Here is a 20,648-nt window from a genome sequence, read left to right on the forward strand (position 1 = left end):
AATCCATCACTGCTCCTTGAATTCAATCGTAACGTCATATCCAGCGAATGAAAACATTTCTTTCAGTGTCTTCTCGGCATTCTGTTGCGCCGTTACCAAGACACCTTGTCCTGCGGTTTCTTCCAATATAAGCTTTTTCGCTTCAGCGGCAAGTTCGTAGGCCTCTTCAATATTCGCTTTTTCCCGGAAGACCCCTTCATAGGAATACACTTCGACTTTATCGAAATAAATTTCTGCTCCTCCTAAAAAGGTAGCGGGCGGCAATGTAAGTATAGCTGTTTTTTTCTTATCATCGACAACGACATCTTTTTCCGTAAGGCTGGACATGTCGACACCAGCTTTCACTGATCCCGGAATAACAACCAATAACTGCCGTTTCGTTCCTGGCAAATTAAGTCCAATGCTCTGTCCAAACAATGTATTATCTTGTCGTTCAATGATAACTTTTGTATAAGCTTCAGCTGTTGCAAGTTCGTTCAGGTCTTGGATTTGTTCAAGGAATGCGCCTTTTTGTTCTGTGAATGTACTCCCTTGTTTTAAAATGAAGAATGTCGCAAACGGCAAAGCGACAATCAACAGTAAAATTAGAAGGGCAATTGCGATGAACGACTTTTTCCATAGTGAATAAAATACTTTCCCGACACTCCAAAATCCACGCGGACGGTCTTCTATTTCTTCCATCGTAACTGCCGTTTGTTCTTTGGAAGCTTTTAATTCTTTTAACAGCTGTTCGATTTTCTTATCATCCGCCACTTCATCCCTCTTTTCCTCTTTTTCCGACACTATCTTATACGTTCACATTATAGGAAAGTTCCAGTTCAAACAACTAGAAAGACATGGTACGATTGTATAAGGGGGATGCGACATGGCTGATATGCAATTGCGTGACAAAATGAAAAAAGTTTCTGAAGCGGCAAAACACGGTAACCGTGTGCCGGAACGTTCTAAAAACGCTGGGCTCATCGTTTTTCTTATCTTTATCCTGTGTGTAATTATCGTCATGTTAGCTCTTGCAATCGGGCTTATGATAAGCAAACACTTTCTCGGTGCTGCTGTGATTTGTAGTTTTGCAGCACTGCTCACATACTCCGTTTATAAAATGATGAAGGCTGATAACATCGGACAATTGTAATTCCCAATTTTTTTGATAAGATTAAGTTAGAATTTATTCAAAAAAGGAGACAGACCAATTATGACGCTTAAAAAGACTTTGACGATCGCAGGATCCGATACATCAGGTGGCGCTGGGATTGCGGCGGACTTAAAAACATTCCAAGAGCACGGTACATACGGGATGACAGCAATTACAGTTATCGTGACAATGGATCCAGATAATAATTGGTCACATGGCGTTTACTCATTACCCGTCGACGTTTTGAAAGCGCAAATCAAAACTGCACTTTCAACAGGAATCGATGCGATTAAAACAGGCATGCTTAGCACAGAAGAAATTATTAAAATCGCAGGAAACGCGATTTCAGAATCAGGCCTCAGTCATGTAGTCATCGATCCAGTTATGGTTTGTAAGGGTGAAGATGAAGTGTTGAATCCTGGAACAGTAGACGCAATGGTTGAATTCCTTCTTCCAAAAGCAGAAATTGTAACACCAAACTTGTTCGAAGCAGGACAACTTGCTGGCACAAAAACACCGAAAACGATCGAAGACATGAAAGCAGTCGCAGAAAAGATCCATTCACTTGGTGCTCGCAATGTTGTCATCAAAGGCGGCAAACAGCTGGAACACGATAAAGCTGTGGATCTGTTCTTTGACGGCAAAACGTTCACTCTTCTTGAAGCAGAGAAAACAGCGACAACTTACAATCACGGTGCGGGCTGTACGTTTGCCGCAGCAATCACAGCAAACCTAGCTAACGGCCTAGATGTTAAAGAATCTGTATTTGAAGCAAAGAAATTTGTCACAGCAGCCATTGCAAACGGCTGGAAACTAAACGAATACGTCGGACCTGTGATGCACGGAGCGAAAAACCGTTTCGGCGCACCTGAAATCACAATGACTGAAATTTAATAAAGTTATTTCAAGAACAATAAAACCGCCAAGAGATGGTTGTCTCTCGGCGGTTTTATTGTTGGTTCGTTGGACGCTTTCCTTGAATGGTTGGACACCTCTATAGGTTCGTTGGACACCTCAAGGAGTTTGTTGGAGGCTTCACGGATTTCGTTGGAAACCCCACGGTTCGTTGGACGCTTTCTTCGAATGGTTGGACACTTCTATAGGTTCGTTGGACACCCCGAGGAGTTTGTTGGAGGCTTCACCGATTTCGTTGGAAACCCCCGGTTTGTTGGACACCTCGAGGAGTTTGTTGGAGGCTTCACCGATTTCGTTGGAAACTCCACGGTTTGTTGGACGCTTTCCTGAAATGGTTGGACACTTCTATAGGTTTGTTGGACACCTCAAGAAGTTTGTTGGAGGCTTCACCGATTTCGTTGGAAACTCCACGCTTCGTTGGACGCTTTCCTTAAATGGTTGGACACTTCTATAGGTTTGTTGGACACCTCGAGGAGTTTGTTGGAGGCTTCACCGATTTCGTTGGAAACTCCACGCTTCGTTGGACGCTTTCCTGAAATGGTTGGACACTTCTATAGGTTTGTTGGACACCTCAAGGAGTTCGTTGGAGGCTTCACCGATTTCGTTGGAAACCCACGGTTCATTGGACACCGCGAGGAGTTTGTTGGAGGCTTCACCGATTTCGTTGGAAACTCCACGCTTTGTTGGACGCTTTCCTTAAATGGTTGGACACTTCTATAGGTTCGTTGGACACCTCAAGGAGTTTGTTGGAAACTTCACGAATTTCGTTGGAAACCCCACCAAGTTTCCAGAAGACTCCTACCGTTCGCCGAAATATTTCCACGTCAAGACCCATGAATCGCATTCAACCATCCTTTTCTATATACTGAAGAGAAGCACAGTTACAGTTTTAAGGAGGGCTATTCATGGAATTAGTAAAACCTGATCATTTACAGGAACTCATAACTTCTTTTGCCAATAAAGATGTCTATATCCATCTCGAAACAACTAACGGCTCATATGCAGCCCATTTCAATGAAAGTGTTTTCAACGCTGGTGCATTCATTCGCAACATCGTTATTAAATTCGAACTCGGTAAAGTGGCCGGCGATTCGCCCCACCGCATCGGATTGAAACTGCCATCCGGATGGATTTATGCGCAAGGCATTACTCATTATAAACTCGACGAACACGGGCGTTTGCTTATGGCAGGACTCGATGCAGAAGGTAAACTTGCAGTAGCGCTTGAAATCAGCGAAACACCGTTCACATATTAATTAAGGAGGCAATTTTTTTATGATTAAAAAAGAACGTCATGTACTTGTCGTATTCCCCCACCCAGATGACGAAGCATTCGGCGTATCCGGCACCATTTCGTCTTACAGAGATATGGGTGTACCTGTTACGTACGCTTGCTTAACTTTAGGTGAAATGGGACGTAACCTTGGCAATCCACCATTTGCAAATCGCGAAACATTGCCTCAAATCCGCAAAGAAGAACTGAAAAAAGCGTGTGAAGCAATGGGACTTGATGATTTACGGATGATGGGATTCCGTGATAAAACAGTTGAATTTGAAGATGATGAAAAAATGGTTAAGCTAGTTGCAGATTTAATCGAAGAAACGAATCCTTCACTCGTCATCACATTCTATCCTGGTCTTGCTGTCCATCCCGATCACGATGCGACTGCGCGTGCAGTTGTCCGGGCGGTCCGAAGAATGCCGGAAACGGAACGTCCTACACTTTATACACTCGCCTTTGCGAATAACACCGTTGAAGTTCTAGGAAAACCCGATGTCGTTCACGATATCACAGCGAATGCAGATAAAAAAATCGCAACGCTAAAAGCTCATGCATCCCAGACCGTTTGGATGATGAAAGAGATGGAGATAAAATTAGCAGCGCAGGATCCAGATGCACTTAAATGGCTTAATTTTGAGCATTTTTATACGTATCAATGGGATAAAGACTTCGAATAAGAGCAATATTTATATAGAAAGAGACTGCGAAATCACTTTGATTTTACAGTCTCTTTTTTATGTATTTTTATTAACTAATCAAACTATTTATACCTGAAAATAAAACTCGTTACGATATGATAGCTACAAGGTTTTTCAAAAGTAATAGACTGAAAAGTTTTAATAGTATATACTTTATTCATTAAGATATAAAACAATATTATATGTATAATTATTCACCATATACATGTTATACTGTTACAAAAAGGGGAATATAATATGAAGAAATTTTCTTTATCAACATGGTTCTATTTTCTAGTTCCATCAATACTCGGTATTCTGTTGTTCATGGTACCGATGAAGTATGCCGGGGACTGGAAAATACCAATTGCTATATTTGCAGATATATTGTCAGGATCGATTGCTCCGGTTATGCCATGGATCGCGACAATTACGCTAATTATCGCAGCACTCGGTTCAGTTGTATTTTTGGCTATTCAAGGCGACAAAGTCAAGCCATCCTTTATAACAAATTTATTCAAGGTCTCGCTCTTTTGGACAATAGTCCGGATTATAGGTGCTACTTTAGCTGTACTTACATTGCTTCAATTAGGCCCAGAAGCTATTTGGAGTGAAAATACGGGCGCACTACTGCTAAGTGAAACCGGTCTCGTTACATTCCTGTTCACTATCTTTTTATTCGCGGGAATTCTTTTACCACTTCTTTTAAATTTCGGTTTACTCGAATTTTTTGGAACGATGATGGTAAAAGTAATGCGTCCACTCTTTAAAATACCGGGTCGTTCTTCCATTGATGCACTGACATCATGGATTGGGGATGGAACAATTGGTGTTTTACTAACAAGTAAGCAGTATGAAGAAGGTTTTTATACAAAGAAAGAAGCAGCTATTATTGGAACAACCTTCTCTGTTGTGTCGATTACCTTTTCTATCGTCATTATTGAAGAAGTTGGACTCGGCGCTTATTTCATACCGTTTTACGGAACAGTTGTATTAACTGGTCTAATCCTTGCATTTATCATGCCCCGGATTTATCCTCTTTCAAAAAAGAAAGATGAATACATAGACGGTAGACCGTTTACAGGCGATGAAGAAAAGTTACCAAAGGGATACAGTTCTTTTACGCACGGGCTTGAAAACGCGTTAACAAAAGCGAATAACAGTCGTTCATTGGTTAAAACTTTTTCAGAGGGCCTGAAAAATGTCCTTGATATGTGGATTGGTGTCATTCCGGTCGTTATGGCTTTCGGAACGATTGCATTGATTCTCGCGGAGTATACAAGTGTCTTCACGATTTTAGGGAAACCATTCGAACCAATTCTGTCCATCCTAGGTATACCTGAGGCAGCAGACGCGGCGCAACTTATGGTCGTTGGATTCACAGATATGTTCCTGCCTGTAATCCTTGCGAATGGTCTGATTACATCTGAGTTGACATTATTCGTTGTTGCCACTGTTTCAGTGACTCAGCTCATTTTCATGGCCGAAGTTGGGGGACTTCTGCTAGGCTCAAAAATACCGGTAAACTTTTTCGAACTTGTTGTTATTTTCCTCTTGCGTACGATCATTTCATTGCCGATTATCGCAGGAGTGGCACATCTTTTGTTTTAATCAAACATGAAGACCTTGCAGTAATCTGCAAGGTTTTTTTTGTACGTGGATGAATATGACCGCTTCAAGAAGGATATGCCATCTTTCATGCCAAAATAAAAACCGCGGAAACTTTCCCGCGGCAGTTATATTAAACATTCAATTTAGTTTTTAGTTTCGACAACATGTCCACTGTCATTTTATCCAAATCGTAGTTGGCTTTGAAGCCCCATTCATTTATAGCAGCTGTTGGATCAATCGAATCTGGCCAGCTGTCAGCAATCGCCTGGCGTACTGGATCTACATCGTATGCTATTTCAAAAGTAGGAATCTGTTTTTTTATAGAAGCTGCAATTTCAGACGGTTCAAAACTCATCGCAGTTACATTAAATGCATTGCGGTGAATCAGTTTCGTTGGATCCGCTTCCATTAAATCGACAATCGCTTGTAATGCATCCGGCATATACATCATATCCATACGCGTTCCTTCTGCAATATAAGAAGTGTATTTACCTTCCTCAAGTGCTTTGTAGTAAATATCTACCGCGTAATCCGTCGTTCCGCCACCCGGTTGAGCAACATATGAGATGAGTCCTGGGAAACGGACGCCGCGCGTATCCATTCCAAATTTGTGGAAATAGTAATCGCACAACAATTCACCAGCGACTTTATTGACACCATACATTGTGGTCGGTCGTTGTAATGTATCTTGTGGTGTATCTTTTTTCGGTGTTGAAGGACCGAATGCACCGATTGAACTTGGTGTAAAAAACTGCATGTCCAGTTCGCGTGACACTTCAAGTGCGTTCATAAGGCCGCCCATATTGAGATTCCATGCAAATAACGGCTCATCTTCCGCTTTAGCAGATAGTAATGCAGCCATGTGCATCATCGTGTCTGCACCGAACTCCTTTGCAAGCGCATGCATATTGTTCGCATCTGTCACGTCAAGTACTTCAAATGGACCTTCTGTTGCTACATCCGTGCGACGTATATCTGTTGCCAAGACGTTTTCTGTGCCATATTCTGAACGTAGCTTTGTAATTAGTTCTGAACCAATTTGACCTGAAGCGCCTGTCACCATGATTTTTTTCATTATTATCTATTCCTCACTTTCAAACATTTGTGTTTATGGGGAGTACACTCATATTCTGATTTCACATTTTAGTTGATTCTATTACCTTAGTTCATTATAAAACGTTCTCCCAGAAAAGACAACGACATTCTCCATCTTAATTAATCCTCGTCAGGCCTTTCTGTTATAATTAAAGAAAAACGTGAGGTGCATGATGCTAAAGAATAAGCCTTCCATCTTTTCGAACGTATTTAAATTCATCCTACTGATCGCAACTGGTATTATTCTCACATTTGTGCTCATCTCATACGGCGTACCTAAGTTGATTGTATTCCTTATTGTTCTTGCGCTGTATGTTGCAGTTTCGATTCTTTGGCCAATGTATATTATTTATAAGTCCACATCACTTCGGGCTATCGGCCGCTACATTTCCGGCAATTATAAGAAGCCGATTTTTGGTTATTCCTATGCACTGGCACATGGAGATAAACGCGATGTAGAAAATGCATTGAAACGAATTATGAATACTTATGTGCAACAAGATATGTCTGATGTTTATGGGGCAAACCTCGCTTTATTCCAAAAGAATTCTAAGAATCTTTTGATGCATGCGGAAAATATCAGTGGTCAGGAATATAAAGATTATTATTTCGGTCATGCTTATGTGATGAATGGTAATTTCGATAAAGCGAGTGAGTTTCTAGCTAAGCTGCACACACCTTGGATGATTCATTCCTTAAAAGCTTACGCGGCTCATAAGCGCGGGAATCGGGATACGTTTCGACAAGAAGCAGATCAGTCCATCAAAAGCGCAATTGGTATGCAACGGTATGTATTGCATCATACGATGAGACGATTTGAAAGTGGAGATTTTAAAATTTAGCAAACAAAAAAAGCCTCTAGTTTGAGGCTTTTTTTGTTTGTTTAAGTATGTGCTAATTCGTTAGTATTACTCTTTTCCCACTAACAGCGAACCGTTTTCTTTCTCTTCGGTTCACCTCGTTTTCCTGCTGTTTGCCATGACATTACAAAACCCCTGCATGGTCCAAAACAAAATCCCGGACAGCATCTAAGCCATCCGGGATTTCTAGTTTATTATGAAATCACATTCAGTTCTTTACCAACTTTTTCGTAAATGACGAGTGCTTCGTCAATCATTTCTTTAGTATGCGCTGCAGTTGGCATGTTGCGGACGCGACCTTTTCCTTTAGCGACTGTTGGGAAGACGATTGATTTAGCATAGACGCCTTCTTCCGCAAGACGTTTTGAAAATTGTTGTGTCAGCTTCTCTTCACCGATTATACATGGTGTGATTGGCGTTTCTGAAGCACCGATATTGAAGCCTAATTTCTTAAGCCCCGCTTTCAAGTAGTTTCCGTTTTCCCACAGTTTATCATGTAGCTCAGTGGATTCCGATATCTTGTCCAATGCACCCATAATCGCAGCGACATCCCCTGCCGGAAGTGCCGTGGAGAATAGGAATGGACGTGAACGAACTTTCAGCCAGTCAATCAATTCCTGAGTTCCAGCAACGTAACCGCCGACGACGCCGATTGCTTTCGACAATGTACCCATTTGAAGGTCAATCTCTTTTTCAAGACCGAAATGTTTGACGGTCCCTTTTCCTTTGCCAGTAACGCCTGAACCGTGCGCGTCATCGACATAAGTGATCAAGTCGAATTCCTTCGCAATTTTCACAACTTCAGGAAGGTTGGCGATATTGCCATCCATTGAGAACACGCCGTCCGTAATGTACATTACTTTTTCATACAGGCCGGATTCCGTTGCCTCTTTTGCTTTTGCACGAAGGTCATCCATATCCTGGTGATTGACGCGAATTACTTTCGCACCAGAAAGGCGGCAGCCATCGATGATAGATGCGTGATTTAATTCATCCGATAGAATTGCGTCTTTTTTAGTCATAACAGCGGAAATTGCAGCCATATTACAGTTGAAGCCTGATTGGTAAGATATTGCGGCTTCTGTCCCTTTGAATTCAGCAAGCTTCTTTTCTAGCTTAACGTGGATATCGAGCGTGCCATTGATTGTACGGACTGCACCTGCTCCGACGCCGTATTTTTCAGTTGCGGCAATCGCTAGACTTTTCAAATCTTCGTCTGTTGCAAGCCCCAGATAGTTATTTGATGACAAGTTAATAAGGTCTTTTCCTTTAATTTTAATGATTGGGCCATTTGGTCCTTCAATAGGGTCAATTTCGTTGTAAAGTCCTTGATCACGGAGTTCTTTTAGGTTCTTCTGTAAAAATGCGTTGAGTACTTTTGACAATGTAATCTTCCTTTCAAACAAATGATACCCCCATTTTAACATACGACCGGCCCAATCGTAGAATAAAGCGTTTACTTTTTAAATCAAATTCAACAGCGCACCCGTCTTCTTCTCGAATACGGATCGTATAATAGTTGAATCCATCATGGCTTTCATACTATTTTCAGCTTGTGCATGAGACTGCATATAACCAGTGGCATCGAGCATCTTCTCTGAATATGTCTCACGGATTACGGCAATTTCCTCTTCAGCGTCCGCATCTTCTTCACATAAGTTCATGAAGTCGAGCAATTCATCCCCAGAACGTTCACAGTCGTAAACATGCGGTTCTGTCGCGTCAAGAATGCACACTGATAGTTCAGGAAAAAGAACGAGATCTACCCCAGAAGGATCCAGTCCACACCACCCGTACTGAACGTCAAATCCACGCTTCTCGGCTTCCGCTCCAAGCGTTTTCATAAGTGTTGATTTTCCCGTTCCCGGAAAAGCCTTTATCAGCATCCTTCGATCGATTCGCTTTGTAATGGAGGACATGAAATCTTGCGCCCCTCCAGATGTCAATGAACCGATAAGTCTGTGCGAAACAACCGACCCTTTATTCAGCTGGATTGTACCAAACAGTTCTTCTTTCAATGAATTTATTTTATCCACATGGAGATCCCACATCATTCGTCTGATGTTCACTTTTTCCCAATCATCATGAATGCCTTTTGCATCTTTGAGCGCTTGTAAAGCTTTTCTTAACGCAACGCTCGATTCTGTCAACATTTTCACAATCGAGCCGTTCAGTTCACGCAATTTGACTTCATCATAGACATCGTAAAAACTGATAACCTTATGTTTCCCACCTATATCTGTTGGTTCAAGTGCAACTGGATGGGACGCTTGAAGGATCAGTACGTTTGGCCCTTTAATATAGATTGCGTCCGTTTTCTCAGGCTGTATGGGATCCATAAACCGATCTATGTCATAGCCCTGCTTGACGTAATGTGCGGCGGCTTCATTCAACACGCTTGAAATTGCATTTGTAGGAGGACATTTTAGAAATAAAGTTTGTGAAGCCAAAGCAATCATTTCGTCATATTTGTGGGAGATTCCAGCACCTGTATAGGCTGTCCCCATATATTGGGTGATTGTTCCATTCATTCTGATCATCCTTTCTGTACATACGATTAACGTATGCTCAGACAATAAAAAAAAGCACGGCTCGGAGGCACATGCTTGGGGAAATTAATAATTTTCGATTTAGAATAAAGCCTCCTCTTCCTCTTTACGGATAACTTTCAATAGGAATTTACGGCACTGCGGCAATGTGTAATGAGCAATTTGCCCCAAAAACAAAGCAATTAATACTGTCCCAATTCCAATTGGTCCGCCGAATAACCAACCTACAATTGCAACAATGACTTCAAGTGTAGTCCGAACCTTTTTCACACTAGCTCCCGTTTTTTTGACAAGGACCAGCATAAGACTATCCCGTGGACCCGCGCCGATATTGGGTGATATATAAATCCCGACGCCATACCCCATAACAATTACACCTGCTGAGAACATAAATATTTGCGCGCCCATCGTAGTGATATCTGGTAGCAGCCAATTGAATAAGTCGATAAAAAGTCCAATTAAAATCATATTCAACCATGTGCCAATCTGCGGCCATTCTTTCAAAACCGCAGCAGTTGAAATGACAATAATGAATCCCGTAATAATCCCCCATGTGCCAATCGTCAAGCCAAAGTTTTTATATAGCCCGACATGCAATACATCCCACGGTCCGATTCCAAGCCCTTGGCCTTTAATCGTCATTGAAATGCCTAGCGACAGGATCATCATTCCTACCAAAAAAAATGTCCATCTCCATATTAATATCTTTCTCATATAAGTCCTTCTTCCTAATGAATGTGTAAGTAGCTAGTAGATACGAACAATACTAAAAGACACTCACGCAACACGCATGAATGTCTTACTTGTCATCTTCTCATTGTAGCATGCCTTCTACCCTCGATACAGACTATCAACTTTTTACAATGTCGATAAAAAGCGCTTCAGTCATCTTAGCCAGCTCGCCGGGAATCAGCTTCATCTGCAATCCTGGTTTACCCGCACTAACAATCATCAAATCGAGACTTTCTGCTGATTTGTCGATGAATGTCGGGTATTTCTTTTTCATCCCGACAGCTGAACAGCCTCCGCGCACATAACCTGTTTCTTTCGTCAACTCTTTCAACGGTAACATATCAAGCTTTTTCACTACGGCAGCTCTTGCCGCTTTTTTCAAATCAAGTTCGGCAGCAACCGGCACTAAATAGATGAAAAGTTCACGCGGCCCTGCTATTGTGACAAGTGTCTTATAAACGATGTCTACTGCCTGCCCTGTTTTTTCTGCGACAGAAACCCCATCCACCAGTCCGTCATTTACGTCGTATTCCATTAGTTCGTAGCTTACTTTTTCCCCATCTAAAATCCGCAATGCATTCGTTTTCACTATTTTACTCTGTTTCGCCATTCATTCATCCCCCCTTTTCTAAAAACGAAAAGGCCGCCATCGAACAGGCGACCTTACGTCATGCAGTTTTATAAAAGCTCGGCCGATCGATTTCGAACCCTTTCTGTTTCATCATCACTTGGAAAGAATAAGATGAAATCGCCTTTTCGTACCGCCTTTGCACGATGAGTACTTCCCGATCGAGGGCAGTGGGAAGTTCCATAGATGCCAATTTTGCTGTAGCGGCTTCTTCACTTGCAACCGACATCTCAATTTCAGATCGTGCCCTGTTATGTAGCCTGATCTGCGCTTCTGTCCGCATGATTTTTGCTGATGCAGTTGCAGCAAGATTATAATCTGCTGTCGTCGGTTCTGGTTCCGATATCGCTTCAGCCCGCACATCTCTCCAACTATCAATCGACTCTTCAAGCGTCTTTCCAATCGGCAGCGCAATCTGCTTCATTTGCCCTCCACTAAGCGGCTGGAATTCCTGTCTTTCAGACTGAACGATTTCAGACCCTTTCTTCCCGGTCAATAAAGTCTCCAGTTTTTCAACCAATTTTTGGTTTTCCCCATTGTATTGGACATTGCGATTATAAGCACTTTCAGCACTCCTGCGCCTATTTGCCTCATATCGCTGGCTATTGTCGCCGGCTGTAGCACGGGTCATAATTGCATTCATAGAACTTCACCTCCCCCTTTCAATAGTTACAATAATCTATTAACTATAGTATACCTATTTCATTTGCAACTATAAACCCTACGAAAGCTCTATAATCGATTTACTTATCGAATAGTTTCTTTAGCGCATCCGCCATTGCGGTATTCTCCAATTCTTCCGGTGCTCCCTGCTTTTTCATGTACTTCTGAACATCGCGTTTGTCCGCTTTTTTTCCGCCCGAGTTCTCTTTGCGCTTCTCAAATGCCGACAACTTCTCACGGTGACCACATTTACAAACGAAAATCCGTCCGTCACCTTCACCGCGCATCTCCAATTTCTTTTTACAAACTGGACATCTAGCATTTGTCAGCATGGAGACATTTTTACGATGGCCGCACTCACGGTCCTGGCAAACTAGCATTTTGCCACGCTTGCCGTTCACTTCTAACAGTAGTTTACCGCAATCTGGACACGCTTTCCCCGTGACATTATCATGTTTATATTTTTTATCATCTGTTTTAATTTCAGTAACGGTTTGCTTCGAAAAGGCGATCATATCTTTCATGAACTCTTCTTTTTTCATCTGGCCATTTGCGATTTTTGTTAGCCCTTGTTCCCATTCCGCTGTTAAGGCCGGTGATTTCAAATCTTCTGGAACGAGCTCCAGCAGTTGGCGTCCTTTAGACGTCGTATAGATATCATTGCCCTTTTTCTCCATAACGAATGAGTTGAATAGGCGTTCAATGACATCAGCACGCGTCGCAACTGTTCCAAGACCGCCTGTTTCACCAATCATTTTAATAAGTTCTTTTGATTCACCTTGCATGAACTGCGAGGGGTTTTCCATCGCCGCAAGCAAAGTTCCTTCATTGAATCGAGCAGGCGGTTTTGTTTGACCATTCGTCATTACAATGGCCTGAATTTTCACTTCTTCACCTTTTGTAAATGGTGGAAGTGTATCTGTGTCTAGCTCTTCTTCCTCTGTTGAATAAACTTTTTTCCAGCCTTCATCCGTAACAGTACGGCCTTTTGCTTTGAATGTCTCCCCACCAACTGCGAGTTCAGCGGTTACTTGGTCATAACGGAACGGACCGAAGAAGACAGCTAAGAAACGTTTGACGATTAAATCATATAAACGTTGTTCCTTATCAGACAAGTTTTGAAGAATTGGTGTTTCTTCGGTAGGAATAATAGCATGATGATCCGAAACACGTTTGTCATCAATGACGCCTTTCTGCGGTTTAACGACTCCTGCACGCAGAAGTGTGTTGGTCGCTTTACGATACGGACCAATATCCACGGCTTTAATGCGCTCTTTCAATGTGCTTTCCATGTCCGATGTCAGATGCTTCGAATCGGTACGCGGGTAAGTTACAGCTTTATGGCGCTCGTATAAGTTTTGCAACGTCGACAGCGTTTCTTTTGCTGACCAAGACCAGCGTCGGTGCGCTTCTTTCTGGAGCTCTGTTAAATCGAATAAATGAGGTGCCGGCTGTGATTTCGGCGTTGTTTTTACATCTATCACTTTTCCAGCATGAACCCCGTCAATTTTCCCGAGGACCTTTTCGACTAGCTCTTTGTCGAACGACTGTGTTTGACCCGCTTTATCATGCCAAGTAAACTTCGCGGTTTCCGTCAACGCTTGCATACCGTAGAATGATTTCGGCTTGAAATCGCGGATTTGGTGCTCACGTTCCGCAATCATCGCAAGTGTCGGCGTCTGAACGCGTCCTGTTGAAAGTTGGGCATTGTATTTAACGGTTAGTGCACGCGTTGCGTTAATACCAACGACCCAGTCCGCTTCTGCACGGGCTACTGCCGCCTGATACAAGTTCTCATAAGCGCGGCCGTCTTTCAAGTTGTTAAAACCGTCATTGATCGCTTTATCGGTGACCGATGAAATCCACAACCGTTTGACGGGCTTGCGAACTTTCGCCTGCTCTAGAATCCAGCGTGCAACAAGTTCCCCTTCGCGCCCCGCATCCGTCGCAATGATGATGTCTGTTACATCGTTGCGTTGAAGCTGCGCTTTAACCGCATTGAACTGTTTCATCGTTTGGCGGATTGGGACAAGTTTGAACGGTGCAGGAATAATCGGTAAATGTTCAAGTTTCCATTCCTTGAATTCATTGCCATAGCCTTCTGGATCCGCATGTGTCACGAGATGGCCGAGCGCCCACGTAACGATATAATTTGTTCCTTCAAGAAATCCATTTCCTTTTTTATTGCAGCCGAGTACCCGCGCGATATCGCGAGCCACGGACGGCTTTTCAGCCAGTACAAGTGATTTAGACATAGGTAGATCCCCTTCCTTCATACATCCGATTATACGGGAGAACGTGATTGGATGCATGTCGGGCGAATGAACCGAAGCCATAATTCATGGTTCATCGCAAGAATTAAAGCGCAAGTGCCTATTCAGCCCCGACAAGCGACCCGAGCCTCTAGACGCTGGAGTCCAGGTGTGAAATCTCTATTGTGCAACTTAACCACAGTACGTGATTTTATAGTTTCCTACGCTACAAAAAAAGTGGCGGCCAACCCCTTTCGAGCTCAGCCTACCACTTCTAACAATAGTCATTTTGCAGAAAGTGGCACGTCTCCTGGAATAACCGGCTTTTCTAGCTTTTCATCTCTTATAAATAAGTCTTTTACTTTCTCATAGGATATAGACGTTTCACTGTTCTCTTCATCCAAACGCTCTTTCACCCGTTCAATCGTTTTCTCAGGTGATGTGAGCGCGATAATTGCATCACCTGCAGTTGCCTGTGGTTCTGTTTTCGGTGTATAAAATTCAATTGCACCGTCCGCACGTAAAATGTAAAGCAGTATCGATTTATCATCTCGCTCGCGTAAATACTGTGTGTAACTATATTGTTTTGTAATTAATGTTTTACGGATGCCATGCCCTACATTCATCCGTTCTTCCAACTCATAGATTGAAACGGCAGGCGAGAACAGTGATTGGCCGCCCGTTATCGTGAATTCATCAGCATCGTTTCCAACGTGGAATGCCGTCTGATACAAGTTTTTACTGCCAAGATCAGGCGCAAAGTCTGAGCAAATATGTGCATTGTACGTATCAGTCTTCGTCATTGCAAGGATATACCGATATGGTGCAAAGTCGAAATGATAGTCGATTTGCTCCGAAAGGATATCTCCAACATAACTATTGAGTCCAAGCTTTCGGGCATGTAATAGTTCTGCCCATGACTGATCGATAAGTAGCACATCATTCCCAGTTTCTTTCACTGATTTGGCAAACTCCGCTGCAAATCGTGAGCTCCCAACGAGTAATACGCCTGATTCCTCCGTCGTTGTGAGATTCAGTTTCTTAGCCAAGAAGCTAATTGAAAACCCGTGTAGAACCACTGTTGAGAAAACCAGTGCGAATGTCAGCGCGGTCAATAGTTCTGCATCTTTATAGCCATTATCGAGTAATATCGTCGCAAAATAGCCTGAAACTGTTAGAGCCACTATTCCCCTTGGCGCAATCCATCCGATTAGAATTTTTTCGCGAACGTTTAACTCTGTATTAATTGTCGCCAGCCAAATTGATAAGGGTCTGACGATAACCAACATCGCCAGTACATACACGATAATACGCGGATTAAAAATTTCGATGAGAATATGCGGATCAAGTGACGCCGTCAACATGACAAATATACCCGAAATAAGAAGAACGGAAATATTCTCTTTGAATTGCCGTATGTCATGCATTGACGTCAAGCGCATATTCGCCATCGTCATCCCCATCGCCGTTACTGCGAGCAATCCAGTCTCGTGCATGATTTCATCTGCGAAAACGAACGTGAATAGGACGACTGCAAAGAGTACCGGCGCTTTCAGAAATTCTGGAATACCGCCGCGCTCGAACGCCCCACCAATGACCCGGGCAGCCCCCCAACCAAGGAGTACCGCAAAAATAGATGCCGCGAAGAACAACAGCAACGCATTCAATGTCACTTGGCTATTCAAAAATTTGATGAACTCAAAAGCGAATACCGCAAGCAATGCACCAAACGGATCAACAACAATCGATTCCCATTTCAAAATAGCTGCTGGACGCGGTTTCAGCTTTGCTTGCCTCAAGAGCGGCAAAATAACAGTTGGGCCCGTAACAATGAACAGGCCACCAATTACAAGGGCAACCGCCCAGGAAAGTCCCGCCAAATAGTGTGCCGCAAGCGATCCAGCAATCCATGCAATGAATGCACCTACAGTCACAATACGAGCTATCGGCTTGCTAAAGCCCTTAATTTCTTTAAAATCTAGATTCAAACTACCCTCAAACAAAATAATTGCCACGGCAAACGTAATAATTGGACCGAATAGATCTCCCATACTCTCCTTGGGGTTAATAAGATCAAAAATGGGTCCGACTAGAAGTCCGGCAACAGACATGACAACAATTGCTGGCATTCGAAATTTCCAAGCCGCCCATTGCGATAAAATCCCAATTAAAACAACGAGCATCAAATCGAATAATAGTGAATCAAACAATGGAATCACTCCGTTCCTAATTGGAAATAATGTTAGTTTACCATACTACCAGTTTCAGTCCACCAAAAATAGACATATCCTAATAGTCCAATGCATAAGGTTATAGGGATGAATTTATCAAGCTAGCATGAAAGGGTGATTCCAATAGACGGACAACAAAAGAAAACAGTCGCCATCCATATTTCCAGGTCGGACGGAAAAGGGACATACCCCGCGCGTAGAGCAGCCATGATTACAAACGCCTTGGCTGACGAAATAGAGATCGTATACTTATGCGGAGCGGATTCCCCGCCAGCACCTGAGGGGTCTAAAACTATTTCAACCCCAAGCAATGTGCTATTTTTACAGGCGCTCGCATCACTCAAACCCGATCTACTCCTCCGCGACAGTGGCTCTACTATTCAAGAGGAGATTGAAAAGATAACTGAACTCGTCCCCTCCATCATCCATTTCGATGATTTTGGCGACGGTGGTAAATGCGCTGACCTCGTGTTCCAGACATTATATGTCGATTCGAATGACAGTGCACCAGATCATTACGTACTTGGGCGTGAGAGTTTCATTGCCGATGAACATATGGCTCCATTTAAGCACATCGGACTCCGCAAATCACAGATAGGTCCTCTTCCTCATCTGGTGATTTCATTCGGCGAAGAAGATGAAGGTAACTTGACGTACCGGGCGTTGCGTCATATCATGCAACTTCAAATCCCACTTAAAGTCACCGTTCTCATCGGTGAACAGTACTCCCATGATACGAGCACAATTCGCATGATGGCCCTCGAAAGACGGAATACAACCGTATTGGTGCCTCCATACAACTTCGCCGAAGTCTACGCGGCAGCAGATATCATTTTATGTGCTTCTGGTTATATGCCCTATGAAGTCGCAGTAATGGGTATCCCATGCGTCGTACTCGCACAGAACGATTTCGAAGTGGGACTCGCTTTCCCGAAAGAACAGCACGGCTTTATTCATCTTGGCCTCGGCCGAAAAGTGAAACAATCGAGCTTGTTAAACGCCATCATGGAACCCCTCTTGCACGAACCGCTGCGTAAAAAAGCAATCGCACGTCAAACCGCACTCGGGCTCGGAGATGGAATAGAAGCTGTATGCGAAGCGATACGCTATTACCTCGAGTATCCGAAACGCAATACTGGCGGCGCAGGAAAAAAAACGTCAGATATGCTACACTGAGTAAAAGCGGAAGCGCCTTGGTAGACCCGAAAAGTGCTGGCCGACTAAATTCGCCACGTCCTGTGGCAACGTCGGCACTAGTACGTCCTGTACGTCGGAGGGCCTTAAGATAAAGGCGCACTTTGCCTTTACCTTAAGGACTGAAGCGACTCGAGGGGCTAGGCGCTGGAGCTAGACACCGCTCTAGGTTGAAAAACTTATACTTTCTAACTTTTAAAAAGCTGAGGTGTTTTACGGATGAACAAACGTCAAGTAGAAACAGCAATCATGGAACTCAAAATGGACTATATCAGTTTGCAAGGCGATATCGAGAAGCTCGAATCGACTGGTAATGACAGCTTCGTTCAGAAGGCGGAACTGCGTCTTGCAAAGTTGGAAGGCAATCTAGCAGAACTAAATAAGCAACTCGCAGAATTTGAATGAACAAAAAGGCTATCCAGGATAAAGGATAGCCTTTTTTATATGCATTTTTTCATTCGACTAAAACTTCTGGCTGACCGATGATATCAACTCAAAAATCACCCATAACAGTATTCTCCACCTCAATAAGTTGTCATTTTCAACAGTTTCTGTAAACCATAGATACCTCGTTGGAAGAAAGTGAATCGATCTTGAAACTCTTCCACGTCAAGTGTGTACAACGCATCCTCATTGTTCCATAGTCTGCCAAAGTAAGTATCTATCTCTTTAGTTAATTCACTGTCATTCGGTGCAATGACCCGCAGATTGGCTTCCAGATTATAATTGTCGAGCGTTCGTTCAGTCAAATTAGCAGAGCCGTTCGCAATGTACGTTTCCTCGGTTGTCTGAACAACCACGAGTTTAGTATGGTATTGACCAATAACCGTATTGTACCAGCGGACGCCAATTTTTCCATCCGTTTCTTCTAGCATCTCCTGTACAACCGGCCTGTTTGGCAAACCCGACTTTTCTTTACCGAAGGCGTTTTCATTCGGGTCCAAAATCATTTTCACGTCTACACCGCGGTTCGCAGCATCGATAAGTGCATTGACAAGATCACGTTTTGCAATTAAGAACATCCCAATTCGAATGGTATCCCCTTCTTGCGCTTTCGCAATATCGCCAAGAAGTCCATCCAGGATTTTCTTCTCCGTCAAATATTGGACGGCATAGTTCCCCCCGTTTTGTTCCGGCACTTCTACGCGCGGCAATTTACCGCCATTCGTATAGTTGATGACCGCTTCTTCCGCCTCTAAAATATCATTCAGCACACTGCCTTTCACCTTCAATGCCACATTGCCGTGAAAACCGCTTGCGTTATGCGGATTTCCTGATGATACCAGTGCTTCTTTATCCGTTACAACGGTCTTGCGGTGGTTCGCCTTGACATTCAGTAACGTAATGTAAGAAGCCAATGTCATTTTAGGAGCCTTGCTTGACATTGCGTTTGCAATCCAACCTGTCTTCTCAACATCCAACCATCGGAAAATTGACCTGTACAATCCGGAATAAATTGGGATTGAATCACGGAGCGGTTCCAAGTCAGTATAGATGACTTCGATTCCGGCATCTTCCATTTTTGTGAACCACTCTGTTTCGTAAGAACCGTATCCTGTATTCAGCGGATCTGTAATAAAAATAATCGGCATATCAGGATATTGCTGTTTTTTCTCCACTAGTTTCTTTGTCATTGTTTGCACGATTTCAGGGAATTCTATGTCTTCATCGTAATAATGATCGAACAGGAAATAATCGAGCACGATAAATTGCTCGGCCCGGTCAATCATTGCGTAGACTTCATCGAAAATCATCAACTCATGCACCATGCTGTCCCCGTCTTTGTTTTGCGCGTAGGTCAAGTCGGTGAACATGTCCACATCGTCCGTCCAGTGCAAATCACCTTCGTATGAAACGCCTTCAGGAAGTTTTTTATATGTGTTTAATAAAATAAGACCTATATAAAATAGAGCATACACTGACAGCACTATCACAATAATTCGCTTGCGCTTGCTCCAGCCATTCTTTTTGTTCTTTTTCAACACACACCCATCCCCATTCAAACATATCTATCTAGTTGTCTAGGTTCCCTATTTCACATTTTTGCAAACAAAAAGCACAGCCTCCTTTGGCTGCGCCCTTATGCAGTGACGTATTCATGCACTGCTGTATCAGCAATCATCAGTTCTTTCAAATACTTTTTCGCTCGGAACAGTCGTGATTTCACCGTACCAATCGATACTTTCATTACTTCTGCAATCTCAATCAAAGAATATTGATGAACATAGAAATACTGAATTGTTCTTCTGTAAATCACATCAAGTTCGCCAATCTTTTGTTGAACAATTGATTGAATATCATTTTGCTCTAGCAATTCCGCTGGCGTTAAACTATCACTCGGAACAAGATCAAGAATCGGCACGTCGAGCGTTTCTGGCTGGTTCATCACATGCTTGCTTCTTCTGACATCTTTGCGGTAGCGATCCCGGAATGTGTTCATACAGATTGTTGTAAGCCACGCTTTCATATGGTCAACGCTATCCATACGATCGTTGTAACGGACGACTTTAACCCATACATCTTGCATAAGATCTTCTGCTTCCTCTTTATTACGTGTTAATTTAAGACATAAATGATATATGTATCGGCCATATTCTTCATACAACCCATTTAGTTTCTTGTTCATAACATAACGCCCCCGTCTTCTATCTGTTGTTCTTATTATCGACAATTGGGGCCTTTCAAACCATCGTATTCTCTTTCAGTATACTTACAAACGTGTAAGCTTGAAAAGCGGAGGGCGCCGTTTAGACGCGACAGGCATAAGACGATCCAGCGAAGTGGCGCTCTTTGCCACATAGCTGGATTGCTTATGACCCGAGCGGCT

At 43.0% G+C, this 20,648-nt stretch carries 22 protein-coding genes; 11 read left to right on the forward strand and 11 right to left on the reverse strand.

Annotation, left to right across the window (positions count from 1 at the left end):
- Positions 1–6: 6 nt before the first annotated feature.
- On the reverse strand, positions 7–753 hold the full coding sequence (locus I2484_RS15940; RefSeq protein WP_346014207.1) for a DUF4230 domain-containing protein: 747 nt from the start codon (positions 751–753) through the stop codon (positions 7–9).
- Between the two features lie 112 nt (positions 754–865).
- Between I2484_RS15940 and I2484_RS15945 the strand changes: the two genes are divergently transcribed.
- The 8 genes from I2484_RS15945 (at position 866) to I2484_RS15980 (ending at position 5,617) form a co-directional block, all read left to right on the forward strand.
- Positions 866–1,132, forward strand: coding sequence for a hypothetical protein (locus tag I2484_RS15945; RefSeq protein WP_207152040.1), 267 nt, complete (start codon positions 866–868; stop codon positions 1,130–1,132).
- 60 nt (positions 1,133–1,192) lie between these two features.
- Entirely contained in the window at positions 1,193–2,026 is an 834-nt protein-coding gene (gene thiD / locus I2484_RS15950) for a bifunctional hydroxymethylpyrimidine kinase/phosphomethylpyrimidine kinase (RefSeq protein ID WP_207152041.1), read from the forward strand.
- A 153-nt stretch (positions 2,027–2,179) separates the two neighbouring features.
- A complete protein-coding gene (locus I2484_RS15955) occupies positions 2,180–2,377 on the forward strand; it encodes a hypothetical protein (protein ID WP_207152042.1) in 198 nt (65 codons plus the stop codon).
- Positions 2,343–2,501, forward strand: a complete 159-nt coding sequence (locus tag I2484_RS15960) for a hypothetical protein (RefSeq protein ID WP_207152043.1) — start codon at positions 2,343–2,345, stop codon at positions 2,499–2,501. Before I2484_RS15955 ends, I2484_RS15960 begins: the two co-directional genes overlap by 35 nt.
- A 47-nt stretch (positions 2,502–2,548) precedes the next feature.
- Positions 2,549–2,767, forward strand: coding sequence for a hypothetical protein (locus I2484_RS15965; protein ID WP_207152044.1), 219 nt, complete (start codon positions 2,549–2,551; stop codon positions 2,765–2,767).
- Between the two features lie 185 nt (positions 2,768–2,952).
- Positions 2,953–3,303 carry a YojF family protein gene (locus I2484_RS15970; protein WP_186668008.1) on the forward strand — a complete coding sequence of 117 codons (351 nt, stop codon included), beginning with the start codon at positions 2,953–2,955 and terminating at the stop codon, positions 3,301–3,303.
- Positions 3,304–3,325: 22 nt separating this feature from the next.
- Positions 3,326–4,006, forward strand: coding sequence for a bacillithiol biosynthesis deacetylase BshB2 (bshB2, locus tag I2484_RS15975; RefSeq protein ID WP_207152057.1), 681 nt, complete (start codon positions 3,326–3,328; stop codon positions 4,004–4,006).
- 258 nt (positions 4,007–4,264) lie between these two features.
- Positions 4,265–5,617, forward strand: a complete 1,353-nt coding sequence (locus I2484_RS15980) for a YjiH family protein (RefSeq protein ID WP_207152045.1) — start codon at positions 4,265–4,267, stop codon at positions 5,615–5,617.
- A 130-nt stretch (positions 5,618–5,747) separates the two neighbouring features.
- Here the strand turns inward: I2484_RS15980 and I2484_RS15985 are convergent, their stop codons facing one another.
- Positions 5,748–6,692: an L-threonine 3-dehydrogenase gene (locus tag I2484_RS15985; protein WP_207152046.1), complete on the reverse strand. Its 945-nt coding sequence runs from the start codon at positions 6,690–6,692 to the stop codon at positions 5,748–5,750.
- A gap of 193 nt (positions 6,693–6,885) precedes the next feature.
- Here I2484_RS15985 and I2484_RS15990 point away from each other — a divergent pair, with 193 nt between their 5' ends.
- Positions 6,886–7,554, forward strand: a complete 669-nt coding sequence (locus I2484_RS15990; protein ID WP_207152047.1) for a hypothetical protein — start codon at positions 6,886–6,888, stop codon at positions 7,552–7,554.
- Positions 7,555–7,766: 212 nt separating this feature from the next.
- Here the strand turns inward: I2484_RS15990 and I2484_RS15995 are convergent, their stop codons facing one another.
- The 7 genes from I2484_RS15995 to I2484_RS16025 all read right to left on the reverse strand — a co-directional run bounded on the left by I2484_RS15995 (position 7,767) and on the right by I2484_RS16025 (position 16,606).
- Positions 7,767–8,957: a glycine C-acetyltransferase gene (locus I2484_RS15995; protein ID WP_207152058.1), complete on the reverse strand. Its 1,191-nt coding sequence runs from the start codon at positions 8,955–8,957 to the stop codon at positions 7,767–7,769.
- A gap of 78 nt (positions 8,958–9,035) precedes the next feature.
- Positions 9,036–10,103 carry a hypothetical protein gene (locus I2484_RS16000; protein ID WP_207152048.1) on the reverse strand — a complete coding sequence of 356 codons (1,068 nt, stop codon included), beginning with the start codon at positions 10,101–10,103 and terminating at the stop codon, positions 9,036–9,038.
- 99 nt (positions 10,104–10,202) lie between these two features.
- Positions 10,203–10,835: a YczE/YyaS/YitT family protein gene (locus I2484_RS16005; protein ID WP_207152049.1), complete on the reverse strand. Its 633-nt coding sequence runs from the start codon at positions 10,833–10,835 to the stop codon at positions 10,203–10,205.
- Between the two features lie 136 nt (positions 10,836–10,971).
- Positions 10,972–11,463 carry a Cys-tRNA(Pro) deacylase gene (gene ybaK / locus I2484_RS16010; protein ID WP_207152050.1) on the reverse strand — a complete coding sequence of 164 codons (492 nt, stop codon included), beginning with the start codon at positions 11,461–11,463 and terminating at the stop codon, positions 10,972–10,974.
- Positions 11,464–11,521: 58 nt separating this feature from the next.
- Entirely contained in the window at positions 11,522–12,124 is a 603-nt protein-coding gene (locus I2484_RS16015) for a hypothetical protein (protein WP_207152051.1), read from the reverse strand.
- A gap of 100 nt (positions 12,125–12,224) precedes the next feature.
- Entirely contained in the window at positions 12,225–14,399 is a 2,175-nt protein-coding gene (locus I2484_RS16020) for a DNA topoisomerase III (protein ID WP_207152052.1), read from the reverse strand.
- 281 nt (positions 14,400–14,680) lie between these two features.
- A complete protein-coding gene (locus I2484_RS16025) occupies positions 14,681–16,606 on the reverse strand; it encodes a cation:proton antiporter (protein WP_255551509.1) in 1,926 nt (641 codons plus the stop codon).
- 135 nt (positions 16,607–16,741) lie between these two features.
- Between I2484_RS16025 and I2484_RS16030 the strand changes: the two genes are divergently transcribed.
- Positions 16,742–17,803, forward strand: coding sequence for a PseG/SpsG family protein (locus tag I2484_RS16030; protein ID WP_207152053.1), 1,062 nt, complete (start codon positions 16,742–16,744; stop codon positions 17,801–17,803).
- A gap of 237 nt (positions 17,804–18,040) precedes the next feature.
- Positions 18,041–18,226 (forward strand): SE1832 family protein, encoded by a 186-nt coding sequence (locus I2484_RS16035; RefSeq protein WP_207152054.1) that lies wholly within the window; start codon positions 18,041–18,043, stop codon positions 18,224–18,226.
- 119 nt (positions 18,227–18,345) lie between these two features.
- Here the strand turns inward: I2484_RS16035 and I2484_RS16040 are convergent, their stop codons facing one another.
- Both I2484_RS16040 and I2484_RS16045 read right to left on the reverse strand, forming a co-directional pair.
- Positions 18,346–19,803, reverse strand: coding sequence for a phospholipase D family protein (locus I2484_RS16040; RefSeq protein WP_207152060.1), 1,458 nt, complete (start codon positions 19,801–19,803; stop codon positions 18,346–18,348).
- Positions 19,804–19,901: 98 nt separating this feature from the next.
- Positions 19,902–20,447, reverse strand: a complete 546-nt coding sequence (locus I2484_RS16045; RefSeq protein WP_207152055.1) for an RNA polymerase sigma factor — start codon at positions 20,445–20,447, stop codon at positions 19,902–19,904.
- Between the last annotated feature and the right edge of the window lie 201 nt (positions 20,448–20,648).

This window comes from Sporosarcina sp. E16_8 (genome assembly GCF_017347095.1).
In the GTDB taxonomy this organism is placed as follows: domain Bacteria; phylum Bacillota; class Bacilli; order Bacillales_A; family Planococcaceae; genus Sporosarcina.